19 protein-coding genes are annotated in these 18,485 nt (G+C 65.0%); 10 read left to right on the top strand and 9 right to left on the bottom strand.

What is annotated here, in order from left to right; genetic code table 11:
* Positions 1-21: 21 nt before the first annotated feature.
* Positions 22-231, bottom strand: a complete 210-nt coding sequence (locus ACWCOO_RS01470; RefSeq protein ID WP_446831205.1) for a twin transmembrane helix small protein — start codon at positions 229-231, stop codon at positions 22-24.
* A 45-nt stretch (positions 232-276) separates the two neighbouring features.
* On the opposite strand from ACWCOO_RS01470, the gene ACWCOO_RS01465 reads away from it, so the two are divergent.
* From ACWCOO_RS01465 to ACWCOO_RS01435, 7 genes are read left to right on the top strand one after another with little or no spacing between them, the layout of a single operon-like run.
* Complete coding sequence (locus ACWCOO_RS01465) at positions 277-978, top strand: SURF1 family protein (protein ID WP_446831204.1); 702 nt, start codon at positions 277-279, stop codon at positions 976-978.
* Positions 968-1,543, top strand: coding sequence for an SCO family protein (locus ACWCOO_RS01460; protein WP_446831203.1), 576 nt, complete (start codon positions 968-970; stop codon positions 1,541-1,543). Before ACWCOO_RS01465 ends, ACWCOO_RS01460 begins: the two co-directional genes overlap by 11 nt.
* Before the next feature lie 31 nt (positions 1,544-1,574).
* Positions 1,575-3,728 carry a DNA helicase II gene (uvrD, locus tag ACWCOO_RS01455; RefSeq protein ID WP_446831202.1) on the top strand — a complete coding sequence of 718 codons (2,154 nt, stop codon included), beginning with the start codon at positions 1,575-1,577 and terminating at the stop codon, positions 3,726-3,728.
* A gap of 34 nt (positions 3,729-3,762) precedes the next feature.
* The gene (trkA, locus tag ACWCOO_RS01450; RefSeq protein WP_446831201.1) at positions 3,763-5,145 is read left to right on the top strand and encodes a Trk system potassium transporter TrkA; all 1,383 of its coding nucleotides are present in this window, start codon (positions 3,763-3,765) and stop codon (positions 5,143-5,145) included.
* Positions 5,146-5,164: 19 nt separating this feature from the next.
* A complete protein-coding gene (locus tag ACWCOO_RS01445) occupies positions 5,165-6,616 on the top strand; it encodes a TrkH family potassium uptake protein (RefSeq protein ID WP_446831200.1) in 1,452 nt (483 codons plus the stop codon).
* 10 nt (positions 6,617-6,626) lie between these two features.
* Positions 6,627-7,208 carry a TRAP transporter small permease subunit gene (locus tag ACWCOO_RS01440; RefSeq protein ID WP_446831199.1) on the top strand — a complete coding sequence of 194 codons (582 nt, stop codon included), beginning with the start codon at positions 6,627-6,629 and terminating at the stop codon, positions 7,206-7,208.
* A 3-nt stretch (positions 7,209-7,211) separates the two neighbouring features.
* Entirely contained in the window at positions 7,212-8,594 is a 1,383-nt protein-coding gene (locus ACWCOO_RS01435) for a TRAP transporter large permease (RefSeq protein WP_446831198.1), read from the top strand.
* Here ACWCOO_RS01435 and ACWCOO_RS01430 read toward each other — a convergent pair.
* From ACWCOO_RS01430 to ACWCOO_RS01415, 4 genes are all read right to left on the bottom strand, one after another.
* Positions 8,568-9,293 carry a c-type cytochrome gene (locus ACWCOO_RS01430; RefSeq protein WP_446831197.1) on the bottom strand — a complete coding sequence of 242 codons (726 nt, stop codon included), beginning with the start codon at positions 9,291-9,293 and terminating at the stop codon, positions 8,568-8,570. The two genes, ACWCOO_RS01435 and ACWCOO_RS01430, sit on opposite strands and share 27 nt — an antisense overlap.
* Positions 9,280-10,551 carry a sulfite dehydrogenase gene (soxC, locus tag ACWCOO_RS01425; RefSeq protein WP_446831196.1) on the bottom strand — a complete coding sequence of 424 codons (1,272 nt, stop codon included), beginning with the start codon at positions 10,549-10,551 and terminating at the stop codon, positions 9,280-9,282. Before soxC ends, ACWCOO_RS01430 begins: the two co-directional genes overlap by 14 nt.
* A 46-nt stretch (positions 10,552-10,597) precedes the next feature.
* A complete protein-coding gene (locus tag ACWCOO_RS01420; protein ID WP_446831195.1) occupies positions 10,598-11,704 on the bottom strand; it encodes a TRAP transporter substrate-binding protein in 1,107 nt (368 codons plus the stop codon).
* A 118-nt stretch (positions 11,705-11,822) separates the two neighbouring features.
* On the bottom strand, positions 11,823-12,575 hold the full coding sequence (locus ACWCOO_RS01415; protein WP_446831194.1) for a DUF6065 family protein: 753 nt from the start codon (positions 12,573-12,575) through the stop codon (positions 11,823-11,825).
* A 64-nt stretch (positions 12,576-12,639) separates the two neighbouring features.
* Between ACWCOO_RS01415 and lptM the strand changes: the two genes are divergently transcribed.
* Together lptM and polA are read left to right on the top strand one after the other, a co-directional pair.
* Positions 12,640-12,795, top strand: coding sequence for an LPS translocon maturation chaperone LptM (gene lptM, locus ACWCOO_RS01410; RefSeq protein WP_446831193.1), 156 nt, complete (start codon positions 12,640-12,642; stop codon positions 12,793-12,795).
* The gene (polA, locus tag ACWCOO_RS01405; RefSeq protein WP_446831192.1) at positions 12,792-15,470 is read left to right on the top strand and encodes a DNA polymerase I; all 2,679 of its coding nucleotides are present in this window, start codon (positions 12,792-12,794) and stop codon (positions 15,468-15,470) included. The genes lptM and polA overlap by 4 nt, the downstream gene beginning before the upstream one ends.
* 117 nt (positions 15,471-15,587) lie before the next feature.
* On the opposite strand, the gene yihA is transcribed toward polA, so the two are convergent.
* A complete protein-coding gene (gene yihA, locus ACWCOO_RS01400; RefSeq protein ID WP_446831191.1) occupies positions 15,588-16,160 on the bottom strand; it encodes a ribosome biogenesis GTP-binding protein YihA/YsxC in 573 nt (190 codons plus the stop codon).
* A 64-nt stretch (positions 16,161-16,224) separates the two neighbouring features.
* On the opposite strand from yihA, the gene ACWCOO_RS01395 reads away from it, so the two are divergent.
* Positions 16,225-16,875: a thiol:disulfide interchange protein DsbA/DsbL gene (locus tag ACWCOO_RS01395; RefSeq protein ID WP_446831190.1), complete on the top strand. Its 651-nt coding sequence runs from the start codon at positions 16,225-16,227 to the stop codon at positions 16,873-16,875.
* A 65-nt stretch (positions 16,876-16,940) separates the two neighbouring features.
* Here ACWCOO_RS01395 and ACWCOO_RS01390 read toward each other — a convergent pair whose 3' ends face one another.
* The 3 genes from ACWCOO_RS01390 to ACWCOO_RS01380 are packed head-to-tail and all read right to left on the bottom strand — an operon-like array spanning position 16,941 to position 18,465.
* Positions 16,941-17,804 carry an HpcH/HpaI aldolase/citrate lyase family protein gene (locus ACWCOO_RS01390; RefSeq protein ID WP_446831189.1) on the bottom strand — a complete coding sequence of 288 codons (864 nt, stop codon included), beginning with the start codon at positions 17,802-17,804 and terminating at the stop codon, positions 16,941-16,943.
* Positions 17,801-18,232 carry a molybdenum cofactor biosynthesis protein MoaE gene (locus ACWCOO_RS01385; RefSeq protein ID WP_446831188.1) on the bottom strand — a complete coding sequence of 144 codons (432 nt, stop codon included), beginning with the start codon at positions 18,230-18,232 and terminating at the stop codon, positions 17,801-17,803. The genes ACWCOO_RS01390 and ACWCOO_RS01385 overlap by 4 nt, the downstream gene beginning before the upstream one ends.
* Positions 18,229-18,465: a MoaD/ThiS family protein gene (locus ACWCOO_RS01380; RefSeq protein WP_446831187.1), complete on the bottom strand. Its 237-nt coding sequence runs from the start codon at positions 18,463-18,465 to the stop codon at positions 18,229-18,231. Before ACWCOO_RS01380 ends, ACWCOO_RS01385 begins: the two co-directional genes overlap by 4 nt.
* Positions 18,466-18,485 lie beyond the last annotated feature (20 nt).

Genomic DNA, 18,485 nt, shown 5'->3' with positions numbered 1-18,485 from the left:
CCCGCGGGCGGCGGGCCCAGCCTAGCGCGGCAGGATGCCGTGGGGCTCGATCAGGCCCAGCATCCAGAACACGATGATCAGGGCGAATAGCGCAACCGACAGCGCCACGCGCAAGGCCAGCGAGCGTACCATGCGGGCCGGATCACCCTTGGCCGCCACCATGTGGTACAAACCCGACCCCAAGCTGGCGATAATAGCCAGCAGCAACACAACGATAAGCGCGCGAATCAACTCTTCCAACCACCGTCTGACTGCATGATACCCCTGCCCGCAACAATGGGAGCCGGCCTCCGCAACCTGCTGCTTATGCTGCTGGGCGTGGCCGCGTTCGGGTGGTTGGGAACCTGGCAGCTCAATCGTTCGGGCGAGCGGCAAGCGGAGCTCCAGGCCTTTGAACAAGCCCAGGCGGCGGCGCCCGCTGAAGGGCTTGCCGAAGTTTCCGCGCCAGGTGATTACCTGCGCGTGAAACTCTCCGGTCGTTACGCCGGCGGGCGGCAGATACTGATGGACAACATGACCCACGAGGGAGCGCGCGGCTATCACGTGCTGACGCCGCTGTACATGAACAGCGGCGTGGTGCTGATAAACCGCGGCTTCGTGCCCGCCGGCATGGACCGCTCGCAACTGCCCGATCTGTCGGTTGACGGCGGCGAGCGGCAGGTGATCGGGCTGGCGGCGCCGTATTTCCGTGCCGGTCTTGAGCTGCAGGCGGAGAGCCGGGATGCTTCCTGGCCGCGCCGCATGACCTATCCCACCAGCGAACAATTGCGCGCCCTTATCGACACCCGGCTCCCCGAATACCAGATACTGCTGGACAGTGGCGCCGCGGATGGCTATGTGCGCGCTTGGCAGCCCTACGGCATGTTGCCCGAACGCCATCTCGCCTATGCCGTGCAATGGTACGGACTGGCGGCGGCAGCGGTCGGCATATGGTTGGCAATTGCGATCAAGCGCAGGAGAGCGGGCAATGAAAATTAACTTCAAGAAGGCGCAGATCGCGGCGATCGCGGCGCTGTTCGTGGCTCCGGTCATAGTGGCGTGGTTCATGTTCTTCGGGGAGGCCGGCACCAGCCAGGTTCCCGAAGCGAGCGGCGTTCTGGCCGAACCACCCCTTGCACTGGGAGAAATGGAACTGCCCACCGGGGGCGACGCCGGCGTGGAGGGGCAGCTCACGGGGCGCTGGTCGTTGCTCTACATGCACAAGGGCGCTTGCGAGCAGGCCTGCCAGGAAACGCTGTTGCGGATGCGCCAGGTGCGGCTGGCGCTGGGCAAGGACGCCAGCCGATTCCAGCGCGTGTTCGTGCCGCTGGACGCCGAGGAGAGGGGCGAGAGTTTGGCGCAAGCCTTCCCCGGCATGGCCGTAGTGCGGCCGGACGCACCCGGGCGTTTCGAGCTGGTGGAAAAGGCCGGCGCACGCCAGCCGGGAGAGCTGTTGCTGGTGGACCCCATGGGCAACCTGGTCCTCAGCTATCCGCCTGATATCGAAGCCGACGGCCTGTTCCGCGACGCCAGGCATCTGCTCAAACTTTCCAAGATCGGTTAGCACATCCTGCAGGCGCCAAGAGCAGCGACGCATGGATGCCGCCCGCATTCTTGAGCCGCTGAACACGGCGCAGCGCGAGGCGGTAACGGCGGGCAACCAGGCCGTGCTGGTCCTGGCCGGCGCCGGCAGCGGCAAGACACGGGTGCTCGTGCATCGCGCCGCCTGGCTGGTCAGCGCACACGGGGCGTCGCCCTGGAACCTCTTCGCCGTAACCTTTACCAACAAGGCGGCCAACGAGATGCGCACGCGCATTGAAGCGCTGTTGCAAACGCCTACGCGGCGGCTGTGGATCGGCACCTTTCACGGGTTGGCGCACCGACTGCTGCGCCGCCATTGGCATGAAGCAGGACTGCGCGAGGATTTTCAGATCCTGGACTCGGCCGACCAACAGCGGCTGATCAAGCGCGTGATGAAGGATGAGCGTGTGGATGAACGCCTGATCCCCCCGCAAACCCTGCAGTATTTCATCTCGGGCGCCAAGGAGGCGGGGCTGCGCCCGGAGCAGGCCCCGGCAAGCGCCACCACATACGGCGAGGAAAAGCGGCAGCTCTACACGCTCTACCAGCAGCGCTGCGAATCCTACGGGCTGGTGGATTTCGGCGAATTGCTGCTGCGCTCGGCGGAACTCATGCAGGATCATCCGGCTTTGCTCGACCGCTACCGGGAGCGCTTTCGCTGGCTGCTGGTGGACGAGTTTCAGGACACCAACGGGGTGCAGTACGACTGGCTGAGGCAGTTGTGCGGAACCACCGGCACGCCCTTCGCGGTGGGCGACGACGACCAGTCCATCTACCGCTGGCGCGGCGCGCAGGTGGAGAACATCCGTCGCTACACGCGGGATTTCACGGATGTGCGCATCGTGCGCCTGGAGCGCAATTACCGCTCCACGGGAACCATACTGAAGGCGGCCAACGCGGTCATCGCGCATAACGCATCGCGGTTCAGCAAGAAACTGTGGACGCGCGGCGGCGAGGGGCGCCCGGTGCGCCTTTTCGCCGCCTACAACGAGTGGGATGAAGCGCAGCAGGTGGCGTCGCGGGCGCGGCAGCACGGCGGTCGCCTGAACGAACTCGCCGTGCTCTACCGCTCGAACGCGCAGTCGCGGGTGTTCGAGGAAGCGCTCGTCGGAGCGGGTTTGCCCTACCGCGTCTATGGCGGCCTGCGGTTCTTCGAACGGGCCGAGATCAAGGATGCCCTGGCCTATCTGCGGCTGGTGGCCAACCGCGGCGACGACCCTTCGTTCGAGCGCGTGGTGAACAACCCGCCGCGACGCATCGGTGGGGCCACCCTGAACAACGTCCGCACGTACGCCAGACGCCACGGCCTGACCTTGTGGGAAGCGGCGGAAAAGTCGGAGACCTTTCTCGACGCACGAGCGGCAGGAGCACTCCAGGGCTTTACCGCACTCATTGAATCGCTGGCCGGGGACGTGGCCGGCCTTGAGCTGCAGGCACAGGTCAGCCGCGTAGTGCGGGGCAGCGGATTGGTGGAGCGGCTGGCGGCTTCGGGCAGCGAAGCCGACCGCATTCGGGTCGAGAACCTGGACGAACTGGTCAACGCGGCGCAAATGATCGAAGAAGCCATGGAAGACCAGCCGGAGTCGCCGCTTAACGCCTTTCTGGCCCACGCCGCGCTCGAAAGCGGCGACGATCAGAGCGGCGCAGACGAAGACGCAGTGCAGCTTATGACCATGCACGCGGCCAAGGGCCTGGAATTCCCGGTGGTTTTTCTAACCGGCATGGAGGAAGGCTTGTTTCCCCACAGCCGTTCCATGCAGAGCGAAGAGGAACTGGAGGAGGAGCGCCGACTCTGCTACGTGGGGATTACGCGCGCCATGAAGGAGCTGAATTTGAGCTACGCGGAGGTGCGCCGGCTGCGCGGGCAGGAACGCCGCAATCGTCCATCGCGGTTTCTCGCGGAAATCCCGGCGGAACTGCTGGAAGAAGTGCGCCCCGCACCGAGCGTTTCGCTGCCGGTGCGCATGGGCGGTTCGGCAGACGCGGACGTGCAGACGGATTCGGGCCCCGGGCCGGGTCTCGGTCAGCGGGTTTCGCACCCGAAGTTCGGCGAGGGCGTAGTGCTCAATCGGGAAGGCTCGGGCGAGCACGCCCGGGTACAGGTCAACTTCGAGCGCCATGGGTCCAAGTGGCTGGTTGTGGCCTATGCGCGCCTGGAGTTGATATAGTGCGACGCTGTGTCGGGGCGCGGCGCTTGAAACAATGAAGATACTGATTCTCGGGGCCGGCGTGGTGGGTTCCACGATGGCCGAGCGTCTTTCCCGCGAGCCGGAAAACGAGATCACCGTGGTGGACCTCGACGCTGGCATCCTGCGCAACATCCATGAGCGGATGGATGTACGCACCGTGGCCGGACACGCATCGCATCCCGGGGTGCTCGACCACGCCGGAGCCGGCGACGCCGACCTGATCGCCGCTCTCACCGGCAACGACGAAGTCAACATGGTGGCCTGCCAAGTGGTGCATTCGCGCTATCGCGAGTACGAGCCCGGCGCCCGCGCGCGCACCAAGATCGCGCGCTTGAGTTATACCCAATACAAGAGCGTCCACGCTCTGTTCGGTCCCGAGGGGCTGCCGGTGGACGTGGTAATCGCGCCGGAAGATCTGATTACGCGTCATGTTGAACAGGTCATCCGCTACCCGGGCGCATCCCAGGTCATGGAGTTCTCCGATGGCGGCGCGCTCCTGCTTGGCGCCCGCGCGCGGGAGGGCTCGTGGTTGGTGGACAAGACGCCTGCGGCGCTGGGCGAAAACAACGTGCAAGCAAGGATCGCCGCGGTTTACCGGGACGGCCGCCCGCAAACCGTGCGTAGCGACACGCCCATCCGCGATGGAGACGAGGTGTTCTTCATTGCCGGCCCCGATCACGTGCGCGACGCGCTGGGCGCGCTGCGCCCGGAACAGCAGGAAGTGCGCAACGTCATGATCGCAGGCGGCGGGAACATCGGGCGGAAGGTGGCCGAGCGGCTGCAGAATCGATTGCAGGTCAAACTCATCGAGCGCTCGCCGGAGCGCGCGCAGCGGGTGGCGGAACGGCTCGGCCGCGTGATCGTGCTGCAGGGCGATGCGACCCACGAGGAGCTCCTGATCGAGGAAAACATCGAACGCATGGATGCTTTCGTAGCCTTGACCGAGGCCGACGAAGCCAATCTGCTTGCCGCAGGTCTGGCAAAGCGCGCCGGCTGCAAACGCGTGATGGCTCTGGCAAAGCGGCCCGCCTACGCTTCGCTGGCCGGCCAGATGGGGATCGATGTGCCGATTTCGCCCGACCAGATCACTATCAGCGAATTGCTGCGTCACATGCGCCACGGCGATGTGGCCAAGGTGCACTCGCTGCGCTTTGGACGCGCCGAGGCCATTGAGGGAGTGGCCCACGGGAACGCCGGCAACGGAACGCTGGTGGGACGCGCGGTGGGAGAAATCAAGCTTCCCCACGGCGCCTCGGTGAGCGCCATCGTGCGCTCAGGAGAATTGTTGCCGCTCACCCGCGAGACCACGGTCTGCGACAAAGACCACGTCATCCTTTTCATGACCAACCCACGCGCCAAGGCGCAGGTCGAACAACTGTTCGAGACCGGCGCCTGAACACAGCGGATATCCGACCATGCAGTTCGCGCTGATCGCCAGCGTGCTGGGCCGCCTGCTGATGTTGTTCAGCGTGAGCATGTTGACGCCGGTGCCTGTGGACCTGTATTTCGGCGACGGCAGTTGGCCCGCTTTCGCCTGGAGTTTTGCCGCAGCGCTGGCCGCGGGATGCTTGATCTGGCTGCCGTTTCGCCGCGTGCAGGGCGAGCTCAAGCTGCGCGACGGATTTCTGATCGTGGCGTCCTTCTGGGTGGTGCTGGGCAGTTTCGGCGCGGTGCCGCTGCTGTTTGCGCAAGAGCCGGAAATGGCCTTTACCGACGCCCTGTTCGAAGCCATTTCCGGCCTCACCACCACGGGCGCCACGGTGCTTGCGGGGCTCGACGAGATGCCGCGGGCCATCCTCTACTACCGCCAGCAACTGCAGTGGCTGGGCGGTTTGGGAATCGTGGTGCTGGCCGTGGCCGTGCTGCCCATTCTGGGCGTGGGCGGCATGCAGCTCTACCGCGCCGAAACGCCGGGGCCGATGAAGGACAACCGCCTCACTCCGCGCATCAAGGAAACCGCCAAGGCGCTCTGGTATATCTACCTGGCGCTAACCGCCGCCTGCGCGGTTGCCTACCGTCTGGCAGGAATGAGCCTGTTCGACGCCATATGCCATGCGTTCACGACCGTCGCCATAGGGGGCTTTTCGACCCACGACGAAAGTTTCGGCTTCTTCCCGCAACCCGCTATCCGACTGATTGCGATCGTGTTCATGTTTCTGGCCGCAATCAATTTCGCGCTGCACTTCGTGGCTTTCAATCGCCGCACTCTGGCCGGCTACTTCAGGGACGCCGAGTGCCGAGCCTACGCCATATCTCTGGTTGCGCTCTGCGTTCTGGTGACCGGGGGGCTGCTCCTCTGGGGCAGTTACGGCGATCCTTCCCGGGCACTGCTCGACGGAATATTCCAGTCGGTGTCGATCATGACGACCACCGGCTTCGTTACAGCCGATTTCTCGATGTGGCCCGGACTGCTTCCGATGCTGTTGATTCTGTCGGCCTTCATGGGCGGCTGCGCGGGCTCCACGGCCGGCGGCATGAAGTGTGTGCGAATCATGTTGCTGGTCAAGCAGGGTGTGCGCGAGGTGCGCCGCCTCGTGCATCCGAGCGCCGAAATACCGGTAACCCTGGGCGACACGCCGCTGCCGAAACGGGTCATCGATTCGGTTTGGGGGTTCTTCGCCGTGTATGTCGCTGTATTCGTCGTGATCCTGATCGTGCTGGAGGGCATTGGGCTGGATTCGCTGACGGCCTTTGCCGCAGTGGCCGCCACTCTCAATAACCTCGGGCCCGGTCTGGGTGAGGTGGCTTCGGGCTATGGAGGGCTCGCTCCCGCAGCGAAATGGGCCTGCATCGTGGCCATGCTGCTGGGACGCCTGGAAATCTTCACCTTCCTGGTGCTGCTGTCGCCGACTTTCTGGCGCCCCTGACACTACCAGCATGAATCGCCTGCTCAAACTGGCCGCGGCAACCGAACGCCTGATCGTACGGGTGGGGGAGGCCGTAGCGTGGCTGACTTTCCTGATGGCCTTGATCACCTGCCTGGTGGCGGTGCTGCGCTACGGGTTCAGCCTGGGCTGGATATGGCTGCAGGAGACCATCACCTGGATGCATGCCGCCGTTTTCCTGTTGGCTGCGGGCTACACGCTGGCCCAGGACGAGCATGTGCGCGTGGATATCTTCTACCGCGAGCTGAGCGCTAGGCGCAAGGCGCTGGTCAATCTGGGCGGCTGCCTGATCTTCCTGCTGCCGCTTGCCGGCTGCCTGGTGGTGGGCAGTCTGACCTATGTCGAGACCTCGTGGCTGATTCGGGAATCCTCGCGCGAGGCGGGCGGCCTGATCTTCCCGTTTCCTTCTCTGCTCAAGACCTTGATGCCGGTCGCAGGCGCGTTGCTGGCCTTGCAAGGATGCGTGATATGCGTTCGCTCCTGCGCGGTGCTGCTGGGCGTCTCGGAGCCGCGCCTCGTCTCCGGCGCCGGGGGCCGGAATTCGGGCGGCGGCAAGCAGGGGGGTGGGGTCTAGCCTATGTACTGGCCGGCATTCGCCCTGTTTGCCTGCGTTGTGCTCTTGCTGCTGGCGGGCTTTCCGGTGGCCTTCACGCTGGCGGGCACAGCCTTGCTGTTTGCGATGGGCGGCGCGTTGGCGGGTATCTTCGACGTGTCGTTCCTGAGCGCCATGCCGAATCGGCTGTTCGGCATCATGAACAACGAAACACTGGTTGCGGTGCCGCTGTTCGTGTTCATGGGCGTGACGCTGGAACGCGCGCGCATCGCCGAAGACCTGCTGGATGCGCTGACCCGGCTGTTCGGCGGGTTGCGTGGCGGCCTGGGCATTGCGGTAATAGTTGTAGGCATGCTGCTCGCCGCCAGCACCGGCATCGTCGGCGCAACCGTGATCACCATGGGTCTTCTGGCGCTTCCGACCATGCTCAAGCGCGGCTACCACCCGTCGGTAGCGACCGGCGTGATCACCGCGTCGGGCACGCTGGGGCAGATCATCCCGCCGTCCATCGTGCTGGTGTTGCTGGGCGACGTGCTGTCTTCCGCCTACCAGGAAGCCCAGTTGGCTCAGGGCATATTCGCTCCGCGCACGGTATCGGTAGGCGACTTGTTCATGGGCGCCTTGTTTCCGGGCTTGATGCTGGTCGCGCTCTACGCGGCGTGGATGATCGCTCTTGCGGTGTTTCGGCCCGCCTCCGTTCCAGCCGGACAGCCGCCAGGCGAGGTAGGCCGTCCAACCGTGAAGGCCGGCGAGCTATTGCGCTCGCTGGCTCCGCCGCTGGCGCTGATCGCCGCCGTGCTCGGTTCCATCATCGCCGGCGCCGCGACGCCCACCGAAGCGGCCGGTGTAGGCGCGGTGGGCGCCATGGTGCTGGCTGCCTTGCGGCGCAAGCTCGACCGTGGCCGGATTCGGGACATTGCGCGCGCCACGGCACGCGTCAGCAGCATGGTGTTTCTCATCCTCGTGGGCGCTTCGTTGTTCTCGCTGGTATTTCGCGGCTATGGCGGCGACGAGGCAGTGCGCGAATTCCTGGTGTCGCTGCCCGGCGGCGTGTTCGGAGCCGTGGTGCTGGTGATGCTGGTGATGTTCCTGCTCGGCTTCGTGCTGGATTTCATCGAAATCACCTTCGTGGTGGTGCCCATCGTCGGCCCCGTGCTGCTGTCCATGGGCCTCGATCCGGTGTGGCTGGGCGTGATGATCGCCATCAATCTACAGACTTCCTTCCTCACACCGCCGTTCGGCTTTGCGCTGTTCTACCTGCGCGGCGTGGCACCTCAGGAGGTGGCCACCACCGCGATGTACCGCGGCGTGGCGCCGTTCATCGCGATTCAGTTGCTGGCCCTGGCCCTGCTGGCCCTCTGGCCGCAAATCGCCACCTGGCTACCGACCGCCCTGCACGGCGGCTGATTCCCCCGGATAGGCGAGGATGAAGTTGTCGCGGTTGGGCATGCGCACGGCGGGCAGGGATTTCGCGTCCATCGGCTGGTGCTCTTCGATGATGCCGTTCAGGTACAGCAGGTAGGCCGTTAGCGCATACACTTCGCCGTCGCTGAGCGAATGCGGCTGCTGGTAGGGCATGGAGCGGCGAATGTAGTCGAACAGCGTGGTGGCGTAGGGCCAGTAGCTGCCGACCGTCTTGCGCGGGGCCGGACCTCCAATTGAGCCGTGACCACCCACCAGCACGTCGTTTAACTGGCCTTCGCCCTCCGTACCATGGCAGGAAAAGCAGTGCAGCGTATAGACAGACGCGCCGGCGGCGGCTGTGCCCGAACCGGGCGGTAGTCCCTCGCCGTCGGGCTGGATGCTGATGTCCCATGCGGCCACTTCCTGCGGCGTGGCGGGAATGCCCAGGCCCGGGCCTTCCCACATGAAAGGCTTCGGTGAAGGCTGCGGGCTCTCCGGGATGGACGGGTCCACGGGCGGCTGCGAGTTTTGCTGGGCGACCGGGACCACAGGCGCTTGAGGGCTTTCCTGGGTGAGCGTTGCCGAGGACGCTTGAGGACTTTGCTGGGCGGACGAAGCAACGGGCAGCGGCGGGCTTTCCTGGGCAAGCGCACTCAGCACCAAAAGCGCGCCACCCGCTGCGGCCAGGCTACGCATGAACATTGCTCACTTGCCCTTGCGCGTCGATCTTCCAGGCCTGGATGCCGTTGTAGTGGTAGGAGAACTTGCTGCCCTTAGCCGCGATCAGTGCATCGCGCGTGGGCTGCACCGCGCCGGTGTCGTCCAGCGCTCGGCTCATGATCACCGACGGCGAGCCGTCCCAGCGCCAGGCCATGCGAAATCGCGTAACAGCCTTATCCAGCACCGGCGGTGACAAGGCTGCCTCGGCCCAGGTCGCGCCGCCGTCCGCCGAAACCTGCACCTGCCGAATGCGGCCCAGGCCGGACCACGCCATGCCGGAAATCTGGTAGAGCCCCGGCCCGGCCAACTCCAGCCCCGGCGATGGCGATGTGATCACCGACTTCACTTCCATGGGAAACGTAAACAGCAGCGCCCGCCCGTCCGGCAGCAGGTCCGAATACTTGGAAGTCTCGTCCTTGGTCATCGTGGGCGCAGCCGTAACCTTGAGACGCCGCAGCCACTTGACGCTCATGTTGCCTTCGTAGCCGGGCAGAAACAGCCGCACGGGATAACCATTGTCCGGGCGCAGGCGTTCGCCGTTCTGGTATATCGCAATCAGTGCATCGTCCATGGCTTTCGAAAGCGGGACGCTGCGGCTCATGGCGGCCGCATCGGCGCCTTCGGCCAGAATCCAGCGGCCAGCCGGCTTAACGCCGGCCTCATCCAACAGGATGGACAACGGCACGCCGGTCCACTCGCTGCAGGCCACCAGGCCATGGAGCGCGCCGCAGGTATCCTGGATCGGCTCACGCGCCAGTCCCGCCCGACCGCTGTTGCCCGAACACTCGATGAACTGTATGCGCGACTCCATCGGATAACGCGACAAGGCATCCATATCGAAGAACAGGTCGCGCTCCACCAGGCCATGAATGAGCAGCCGGTGCCGGTCGGGATCTATGTCCGGAATGCCGCTGTGGTGGCGCTCGAAATGCAGCGGATTCGGAGTGATCATTCCTTCCAGCTTCTCCAGAGGCGTCCAGGAACCTCCGGCGCCGCCGGTGCCCTTGGCGGACAGAGGCATGCGCTGCACATGATCTTCGTAACGGGAGCGGCGACCGTAACCGCTCAGGGGCCGGCCGGGAGCCTGCATCCAGGGCGGCAGCTCCCTGGCCTGGGCGGCCGTCATCAGCCCCAGCGAACCGGCGCTCAGCACCGCGGCGCCGCGCGCCAGAAACAGGCGGCGGTGCAGCAGGCCATTGCCCGCCACGGGTTCGAGGTGTTCCGGAATCGGCCTCGCCATGACTGCGTTTACCGGCCCGACCGCTTCGGTATGCCCAGGCCCGGAATCAGTCGCGGGCGACTATTGCGGCGCGTTCGCCGATGTCCAGCCACTGGCCGACCTGCTGCTGGAAAGCGGTGTAGGAGGCATATATGCGCGCGGCGTTTTCGTCGCGGGCGACGAGTTCGCCGATCACCTCGCTGGAGCGAGCGCGCAACTCCTCGATCACGGAGTCGGGGAAGCGGCGGATTTCGATCTTGCCCTCGTCACGCAGTTGCCGCAGAAACTGGGCGTTGCGCGCGCTGTATTCGGGTCTCATCCTGCTTTCCACGTAGCCGCAGGCGGAGCGCACAATCTCCTGAAGATCCTCCGGCAAGGCATCCCAGGCTTGCCGATTGATCGACACCTCCAGGATCGCGCCGGGCTCGTGCCAGCCGGGATAGTAGTAGTACTGCGCCACCTCGTGCAGCCCGAAGCCCACGTCGTTGTAGGGCCCCACCCATTCGGTGGCGTCCACGCTGCCGGTCTGCATGGCGGTATAGATTTCTCCCCCGGGCAGCATGACCGGCGTGCCCCCGGCGCGCTGCAAAACTTCACCGCCCAGCCCGGGAATGCGCATCTTCAAGCCCTTGAGGTCGTCGGGCGAGTTGATTTCGCGGTTGAACCAGCCGCCCATCTGGGTACCGGTATTGCCGCCGGTAAACACCATTACGCCGAACGGCTCGTAGAGCTCGCGCCACAATTCGAGGCCGCCGCCGAAATGCAGCCAGGCGGAACTCTCCGTCGGAGTCATGCCGAAGGGAATGGCGCCGAAGAACTGGGCGGCCTCCACTTGCGCCTTCCAGTAGTACGAGACGCCATGTCCCATCTCCGCGGCGCCCGCCGATACCGTGTTGAACACCTCGAACGGTGGAACCAGCTCGCCGGCGGCATAGACGCGCACGTTGAGCCGCCCACCGGAGGCCCGGGTAATGGTTTCCGCCAGCGCAGTGGCCGATGTTCCGGTGCCTGGGAAGTTGGGCGGCCAGGTGGTGACCATCTTCCAGTTGAAGGTCTTGCCGGAACTCGCGCCCTCGCCCGTACCGGCGCCGCTGCCGCGCGGCGCATCTCCGCCGCATCCCGCCAGCGCCACGGCGCCGGCGCCCAGTCCGGCAAGCAATGCTCTACGTTTCATGTTTCGCTCCCGCTTCGTTAACGGCCTGTTGTTCGCTCAGGACGGCAAGCGCGTACTTTCGCCGGGCTTGCTGCGCATGTGTGCCTTAGAACCTGCATCACAATAGCGCCCGCTTTCGCTACTCGTCCGCATCCGGCTTGCGGAAATCGCGCATCAGCACCTTGATGCGATGATCGCTGAAGCGGCTTCCATCAAGGTGCGCGCCGCGCATGTAATGGCCCTGCCACTTGCGGCCGGCTGGCCGGTCGTGGTCATGCTCCAGCTCCGCGTTGAAATTGCCTCGCGACCGACTCCACTCGATGTGCTCGCGGCACAGCTCGCGATCATCGGAAAGCGGTCGAATCACGGCGTCGAACTGCTCGCTGTAGTGGCGGGGTATCGGCGTCAGCCGGCACACAGGCTCGTCCTTCTCGAAGGACACCCAGGCGCGTTTGCGGGTGAAGCGCCAGTTCATGGTGAAGGTGAACGGCGCCCAATCGGTCTCGATAATGCCTTCCAGCGGCGCGATGGCGTCTTTCGCCGTGTTGGGCAATCCCTTGCACCAGAGATTGTGTCCCTCGCTGGTGCGGAACAGGTAGCCGAGCGTGAAGGTGAGCACGCCGCTGCCGAAATGCGCGCTGATCAATTCGGATTTCTCGCCCGGAAAACGGATCTCGACGCCTTCCTTGGCGGCCTTGCCGTTCCAGCGCGCCCTGAAGTCCACCGGACACAGCACATCCCAGCCGGTCTGGTTAGCAATCAGAAGCGGCAGGCAGCGGTTGGCAAAATGATCGACCGTTGCGTCCATCCACTCGCGCGAACGCGCGGCCGGACGCAGTTTCATTGGCCGCTCTATCAGCCGGTAGGCGGTGATCTGTAGTTTCTCGCTCACGAAACAGCCCAGTGCGAAGAACTCCCGGCAACACAATGCCAGACGCAAGAGTACACTTGCCGGCGTGTTGGCGCATCTCCGCACCCTGATTGCAGCCCTTTTTCTTTCGGGCTGCGGCTTCAGCGGCGCGCTTTACCTGCCCGAAGAACCGCCTCCGGCCCCCGCCGAGCAGCCTGCTCCCGAAAACGCCGACGCGCAACCCGAGGATTCACCGACTTGAGCCGGCTGCTGCTGGTTGACGGCACGGCCTACCTGTTCCGCGCCTACTACGCGCTGCCGGCATTCACGACTTCCGAAGGGCGGCCCACCGGCGCCTTGCATGGCGTGCTGAACATGGTGCAGCGGCTCTTGCGAGAGGATACGCCCGAGTTGCTTGCCTTCGTGATGGATGCGCCTGGGCCCACTTTCCGCGACGAGTTGTACCCCGAATACAAGGCCAACCGGGACGTGATGCCGGAAGATCTCCGCGAGCAGATCGAGCCGGTGGTGAACATGGTCGAAGCGATGGGCGTGCCGCTGTTGCGCGTGGCCGGCGTGGAGGCGGACGACGTGATCGGTACGCTGGCCGACCAGGCCGCGGCCGAGGGGATGGATACGCTGATTTCCACCACCGACAAGGATTTCGCGCAACTGGTGGGGCCGCGGGTCAAGCTGATCAACTGGACCAATAACCGCATCATGGACAGCGCTGCGGTCGAAGAGAAATTCGGGGTGCCGCCGGGGCGCATAAGGGATTACCTGGCGTTGGCCGGCGACAGTTCCGACAACATTCCCGGAGTACGCGGCGTGGGCCCTAAAACCGCCGCCAAGTGGCTGCAGGAATACGGCAGCCTCGACGGCGTAAAGCAGAACGCCGAGAAGATCCGCGGCAAGGCCGGCGAAACCCTGCGCGCGAGCTTTGCCGACGTCGATCTGTCGCTGAAGCTGGCCACTATTCGCCGGGATGTTCCGCTGGATGTGACCCCAGGAGAATTGCATCTCAATCCGCCTGATCTCGAAGCGCTGGAGCCGATGTGCCGCACCTTCGAACTCAACAGTCTGTTGCGCAATTTGCGGCAGTTTGCGCAGGCGCCGCGTCAGGACGCCGAATACCAGGTGATCTTGAACCGGGCGCAACTGGACGAGTGGACCGGCCGGCTGCACAAAGCGCCGGCCGTGGGGCTGAGCGTGGAAGCGTCGGGCGAAAACCCCATGCAGCACCGCCTCGCGGGCATTGCCGTCGCCACCGGCGAGGACCAGGCCGCCTACGTGCCGTTAACCGCCGGCAGTCTTAACTCCAACAGCGGGAAGTCCGGCGATCCCAAGGAGCTTCTGAAGGGCCTGAAAGGCTGGCTGGAAGATCCCGAAGCGCCCAAGATCGGGCACAACCTCAAATTTGCCGGCCAGGCGCTGGCCAACCAGGGCATTCGTCTGGCAGGGGTTGCCGGCGACACCATGCTGGAATCGTACGTGCTCAATTCCACCGCCATCGCGCACGACCTGGACAAGGCGGTCGAACGCTACCTGAAGCTCGATTGCATCGCCGAAGAAGAGGTACTGGGCAAGGGCCGAACCCGTATTTCACTGGCTCAGGCGCCGCTTGAACAGATCGCCCCGTACGCCGCCCAGAAGGCCGACTACGCGCTGCGTCTGCATCACTACCTGTGCGAGGAACTCGGCAAGATCAAGTCCCTCGACAACGTGCTGAACGAGCTGGAATTGCCTCTCTCGCCGGTGCTGGCGGGCATGGAGCGCGCCGGAGTGCTGGTGGACGCGCTGGCCCTCGATGCACAGTCCAGGGAGCTGGGGGACCAGTTGCGGAGCCTGCAAGGGCAGGCCTATGAGCAGGCCGGAACGGCGTTCAATCTTGGCTCGCCGAAGCAATTGGGCGATGTGCTGTTCAACCGTCTTGGGCTTGAGCCCGCGCGCCGCACCGCCACGGGCCAGCCCTCCACTTCGGAATCGGTGCTGCAGGAATTGTCCGCCGAGCACCCGCTGCCGGCCACCGTGCTGCACTACCGCAACCTGGCAAAGCTCAAGACGGGATATACCGACGCCCTGCCGGCCTGCATCGACCCACGCACCGGGCGCGTGCATACCTCCTACCAGCAGGCGGTCGCGGCCACCGGCCGGCTTTCGTCCATCAACCCCAACCTGCAGAACATTCCGGCGCGCACCCCCGAAGGCCGCCGCATCCGACAAGCTTTCGTGGCGCCGGAGGGGCGGATACTGTTATCCGCCGACTACTCGCAGATCGAGTTGCGCATCATGGCCGAACTATCGGGGGACGCAGGCTTGCTAGGGGCGTTCTCCGACAACCAGGACGTGCATCGCGCTACGGCAGCGGAGGTGTTCGGCACTCCGCTTGATGCGGTTACGGCCGATCAGCGCCGGGCCGCAAAGGCGATCAATTTTGGCTTGATCTACGGCATGTCGCCGTTCGGCCTGGCCCGGCAACTGGGCGTGAGCCGCGGCGAGGCGCAGGAATACGTGAACCACTATTTCGCCCGTTATCCGGGTGTGCGGGAATACATGGAGCGCACCCGCGAAAAAGCGCATGAACAGGGATGGGTGGAGACGCTGTTCGGCCGCCGGCTCTACCTGCCGGACATCCGCGCCAAGGACTATCGCCGGCGCAGCTACGCCGAGCGCAGCGCCATCAATGCACCTATGCAGGGCACCGCAGCCGACATCATCAAACGCGCCATGATCCGGATTCACGCATGGCTGGAAGCGCACAGCGGTCAAGCGCGGCTGATTATGCAGGTGCATGACGAACTGGTGTTCGAGTGCGATTCCGGCTTCGCCGACGAACTCGTCGGGAAAGTGGTGCAAATAATGGCGGGCGCCGCCACCCTCAAGGTCCCGCTGAAGGTGGATGTGGGCCAGGGACCAAACTGGGACGCCGCTCACTAGCCTCAAATTCAGAAAACGTGTGCGATGTCCGGAGTCGCCCGGATATCGCGCCGTTTCTCGGAAACTGGTCAGCGCGGCGCAGCGCCGTCTGTTTTCGCCGCCGCCAAACGGATGGGTTCAGGCGTCAAGCCACGCGGCGAGAGCGCTTCGGGCTTCTTCGAGCCCCACGCCGCGCAGGGCAGAGAAGGCTTGTACGGCAATGTCGCCTGCCAGCAAGCGCTCGGCCTGGCGCAGAGTCTGCAACAAAGCGCCGCGTTTCAACCGGTCGCTCTTGTTCATAAGCAGCCGCACAGGTGCACTCGCGGCCGCGCAGACCTCCAGCATTTGCCGGTCCAGTTCGCCCACGCCGCGGCGGACATCCACCACCACGAACACGCCACGCAGCGAGCGCCGGCGCCGGAAGTAATCGTCCATCATGCCTTCCCAGCGCTGGCGAACGCGCAGCGGCGCCGCGGCGTACCCGTAGCCGGGCAGGTCCACGACTCGCCGTTCTTCTCCCAGCGAAAAAAATTGCAATAGTTGGGTGCGGCCCGGCGTCTTGCTGGCGCGCGCCAGGCCCTTGCGGTTCAACACTGCGTTGATGGCGCTGGACTTGCCGGAGTTGGAGCGCCCGGCAAACGCCACCTCCGCGCCTTGATCGGGAGGGTATTGCCGCCAACTGGCCGCCGAGGTCAGGAAGCTTGCTTGCATGGCGCGCTTGTTGCCTGTTGTTGCCCGGACAGGTGGGTACACTATGCGAAAATTCGAGCCCGACATGAAAATACGATTCCACCTGCTGGCCCTGGCCGCCGTTATGGCTTCCGGCGTCGCGTCCGCCCAAGCCCAGGACGTGCCGCAGTGGCGATTCTCCGAGGGCGTGCATTACGACCGGCTGATTCCCGTGCAGGGCACTTCCAGTCCGCCCGACAAGATAGAGGTGGCGGAGTTTCTCTGGTACGGCTGCCTGTATTGCTATCGCATGGACGCCTATATCGATGAATGGCGCAAGCGGCTGCCGGACGAGGTGAATTTCGTACACATGCCGGCGGTATGGGACGCCACGATGGAAACGCACGCGCGGCTGTTTCTGGCCTTGGAGGCCTTGGGCGAGTTGGACGCCGCGCACAAGGACATCTTCCGCGCCATCCACACCGAACAGCGCTTGCTGCTGACGCTCCGCGACCAGGAGCGATTCGTGGAGCGCTACGGCGTGGCCGCCGAGGACTACCGTAACGCCTACCGCTCGTTCGGGGTGGAAACGAATCTCAGACGCATCAGGGACCTGATGCGCCGCTACCGGATATTGGCGGTGCCGGCACTGGTCGTGAACGGCAAGTACGTCGTGCGCAGCGGCCAGAACAGCAGCATGCCGGAGTTGCTGGAAATCGTCGACGAACTGATCCAGCGCGAACTGTCCGAGCGCTAACGCGCCGGGCTTCTTTTGCGTTCACCCGCGGCGACGGGCAGCAAGCGCTCGAATCCGAGCGCGCGCTACCCGAAGCGTCGTAGCAGTTTGCGGGCCTGCGCGAGGTGTGGCTGATCGACCATGCGGCCGGCCAGCGACATCACGCCTGTTTCGCCGGATTGCTCGAAGGCGGCCACGATTTCGCGCGCTTCGGCCAACTGCGTCTCGCTGGGCGTAAACACATCGTTGAGTATGGCCACCTGGTCCGGGTGTATGGCGGCGCCACCCACGTAACCCATCTCCAGCGCTTCTTCCGCAAAGCGGCGGAAGCCCTCAAGGTTGCGGAAATCCGCGTACACCGCCTCGATCGCGTCCACCTCAGCCACAGTGGCCGCCGTCAGCGTCAGCGCGCGGGCGATCTCGTAGAGCGGCAGCAGGCTGCCGTCAGGCCGGCGCCGGCGCAATGCGCCCACATCCGTTCCCAGGTCCTCGGAGCCCCAGCTCAATGCGGCCAGCCGCGGCAGGCCGCAACGGTATTCGTGCAGCGTCATAAGGCCCTGCGCCGTTTCGCCGGCCAGCGCCAGAATCTGCGCCGGCGTATCCCGGTCAGCGACTTCATGGCGGTCCATCATCTCCGCCAGCGCAAACACATCGGCGGGCGAGCGCGGCTTGGGCAGTACGATGCCATCCGCAGCGCCTGCCATGGCCGCAGCCGCATCCTCTTCCCAGTGCGTCGTGTGCAGGCCATTGATCCGCACCCACAAGGGAGCCCGGTCGCGCTCCGCCGAAGCCAGGAATTCGCGAATCATGGCGCGGGCAATCGGCTTGCGCGCAGGACTGACGGAATCCTCGATGTCCAGAATCAGCACGTCGGCGCCAGTGGAAGGCCCCTTGGCCAGCTTGCGCTCGCTGTCGCCCGGCACGAACAGCCACGACCTGACCCTGCTCATGGGACTTCCGCGGGGGCGGCATTGATCCACTCGGCCGGCCCCTCCGGATAATGCTCGCGCTTCCATATCGGCACACGCTTTTTCACCTCGTCGATGACGAAGCGCGCGGCTGCGAAAGCCTCGTCGCGATGCGCGGCGGCCACGCCCACCCACACCGCCGGTTCGCCGATCGCCAGACTGCCAGTCCGATGCACGCAGCGCACCTGGTTCACGCCGAACTTTTCACTGGCCTCGGCGATGACCCGTTTTCCTTCGCTCACGGCCAGTTCCTCGTAGCACTCGTACTCCAGGCGCGTAACCGCGCGGCCTTCGTTGTGGTTGCGCACCCTTCCGCAAAAGGAAACCACGGCGCCGGACGCGGCGTCCTCCAGCGCCATAAGCTCGGCGCTGGGATCAATGGCGTCCGCGCTGATGCGGAAGTCGCTCATCCGCCCGCCACCGGCGGAATGAACACCACCCGATCCCCGTCGGCCAGCGACCATTCCCAATTGCGGAATTCATCGTTCACGGCCACTTTCAGACCCTGTTCCGGCGGCAAAGACAGGCGCGCCGAAAGTTCCCGATAGAGTTCACGCGGGGTGGCGGCGTCGGTGTCCAGCGTCTCGCCGTCTTTGCCCGCGCGCTCGCGCAGCACCGCAAAAAAGTCAACGCGCACACGCACCGCAGAGCTCGTCCGGCTGC

Origin of the sequence: Candidatus Foliamicus sp. (assembly GCF_965221325.1) — a bacterium.
Taxonomy (GTDB): Bacteria; Pseudomonadota; Gammaproteobacteria; order Steroidobacterales; family Foliamicaceae; genus Foliamicus.
This window is presented reverse-complemented; position numbering and strand designations above follow the sequence as displayed.

What these genes read in the sequence shown, in the direction of transcription:
- ACWCOO_RS01420 (WP_446831195.1), bottom strand. Translation starts at nt 11,704, where the DNA reads ATGAAACGTAGAGCATTGCTTGCCGGACTGGGCGCCGGCGCCGTGGCG.
- ACWCOO_RS01390 (WP_446831189.1), bottom strand. Translation starts at nt 17,804, where the DNA reads ATGAGCAGGGTCAGGTCGTGGCTGTTCGTGCCGGGCGACAGCGAGCGC.
- ACWCOO_RS01460 (WP_446831203.1), top strand. Translation starts at nt 968, where the DNA reads ATGAAAATTAACTTCAAGAAGGCGCAGATCGCGGCGATCGCGGCGCTG.
- ACWCOO_RS01465 (WP_446831204.1), top strand. Translation starts at nt 277, where the DNA reads ATGGGAGCCGGCCTCCGCAACCTGCTGCTTATGCTGCTGGGCGTGGCC.
- ACWCOO_RS01445 (WP_446831200.1), top strand. Translation starts at nt 5,165, where the DNA reads ATGCAGTTCGCGCTGATCGCCAGCGTGCTGGGCCGCCTGCTGATGTTG.
- ACWCOO_RS01385 (WP_446831188.1), bottom strand. Translation starts at nt 18,232, where the DNA reads ATGAGCGACTTCCGCATCAGCGCGGACGCCATTGATCCCAGCGCCGAG.
- ACWCOO_RS01440 (WP_446831199.1), top strand. Translation starts at nt 6,627, where the DNA reads ATGAATCGCCTGCTCAAACTGGCCGCGGCAACCGAACGCCTGATCGTA.
- ACWCOO_RS01435 (WP_446831198.1), top strand. Translation starts at nt 7,212, where the DNA reads ATGTACTGGCCGGCATTCGCCCTGTTTGCCTGCGTTGTGCTCTTGCTG.
- soxC (WP_446831196.1), bottom strand. Translation starts at nt 10,551, where the DNA reads ATGGCGAGGCCGATTCCGGAACACCTCGAACCCGTGGCGGGCAATGGC.
- ACWCOO_RS01430 (WP_446831197.1), bottom strand. Translation starts at nt 9,293, where the DNA reads ATGTTCATGCGTAGCCTGGCCGCAGCGGGTGGCGCGCTTTTGGTGCTG.
- ACWCOO_RS01395 (WP_446831190.1), top strand. Translation starts at nt 16,225, where the DNA reads ATGAAAATACGATTCCACCTGCTGGCCCTGGCCGCCGTTATGGCTTCC.
- trkA (WP_446831201.1), top strand. Translation starts at nt 3,763, where the DNA reads ATGAAGATACTGATTCTCGGGGCCGGCGTGGTGGGTTCCACGATGGCC.
- yihA (WP_446831191.1), bottom strand. Translation starts at nt 16,160, where the DNA reads ATGCAAGCAAGCTTCCTGACCTCGGCGGCCAGTTGGCGGCAATACCCT.
- uvrD (WP_446831202.1), top strand. Translation starts at nt 1,575, where the DNA reads ATGGATGCCGCCCGCATTCTTGAGCCGCTGAACACGGCGCAGCGCGAG.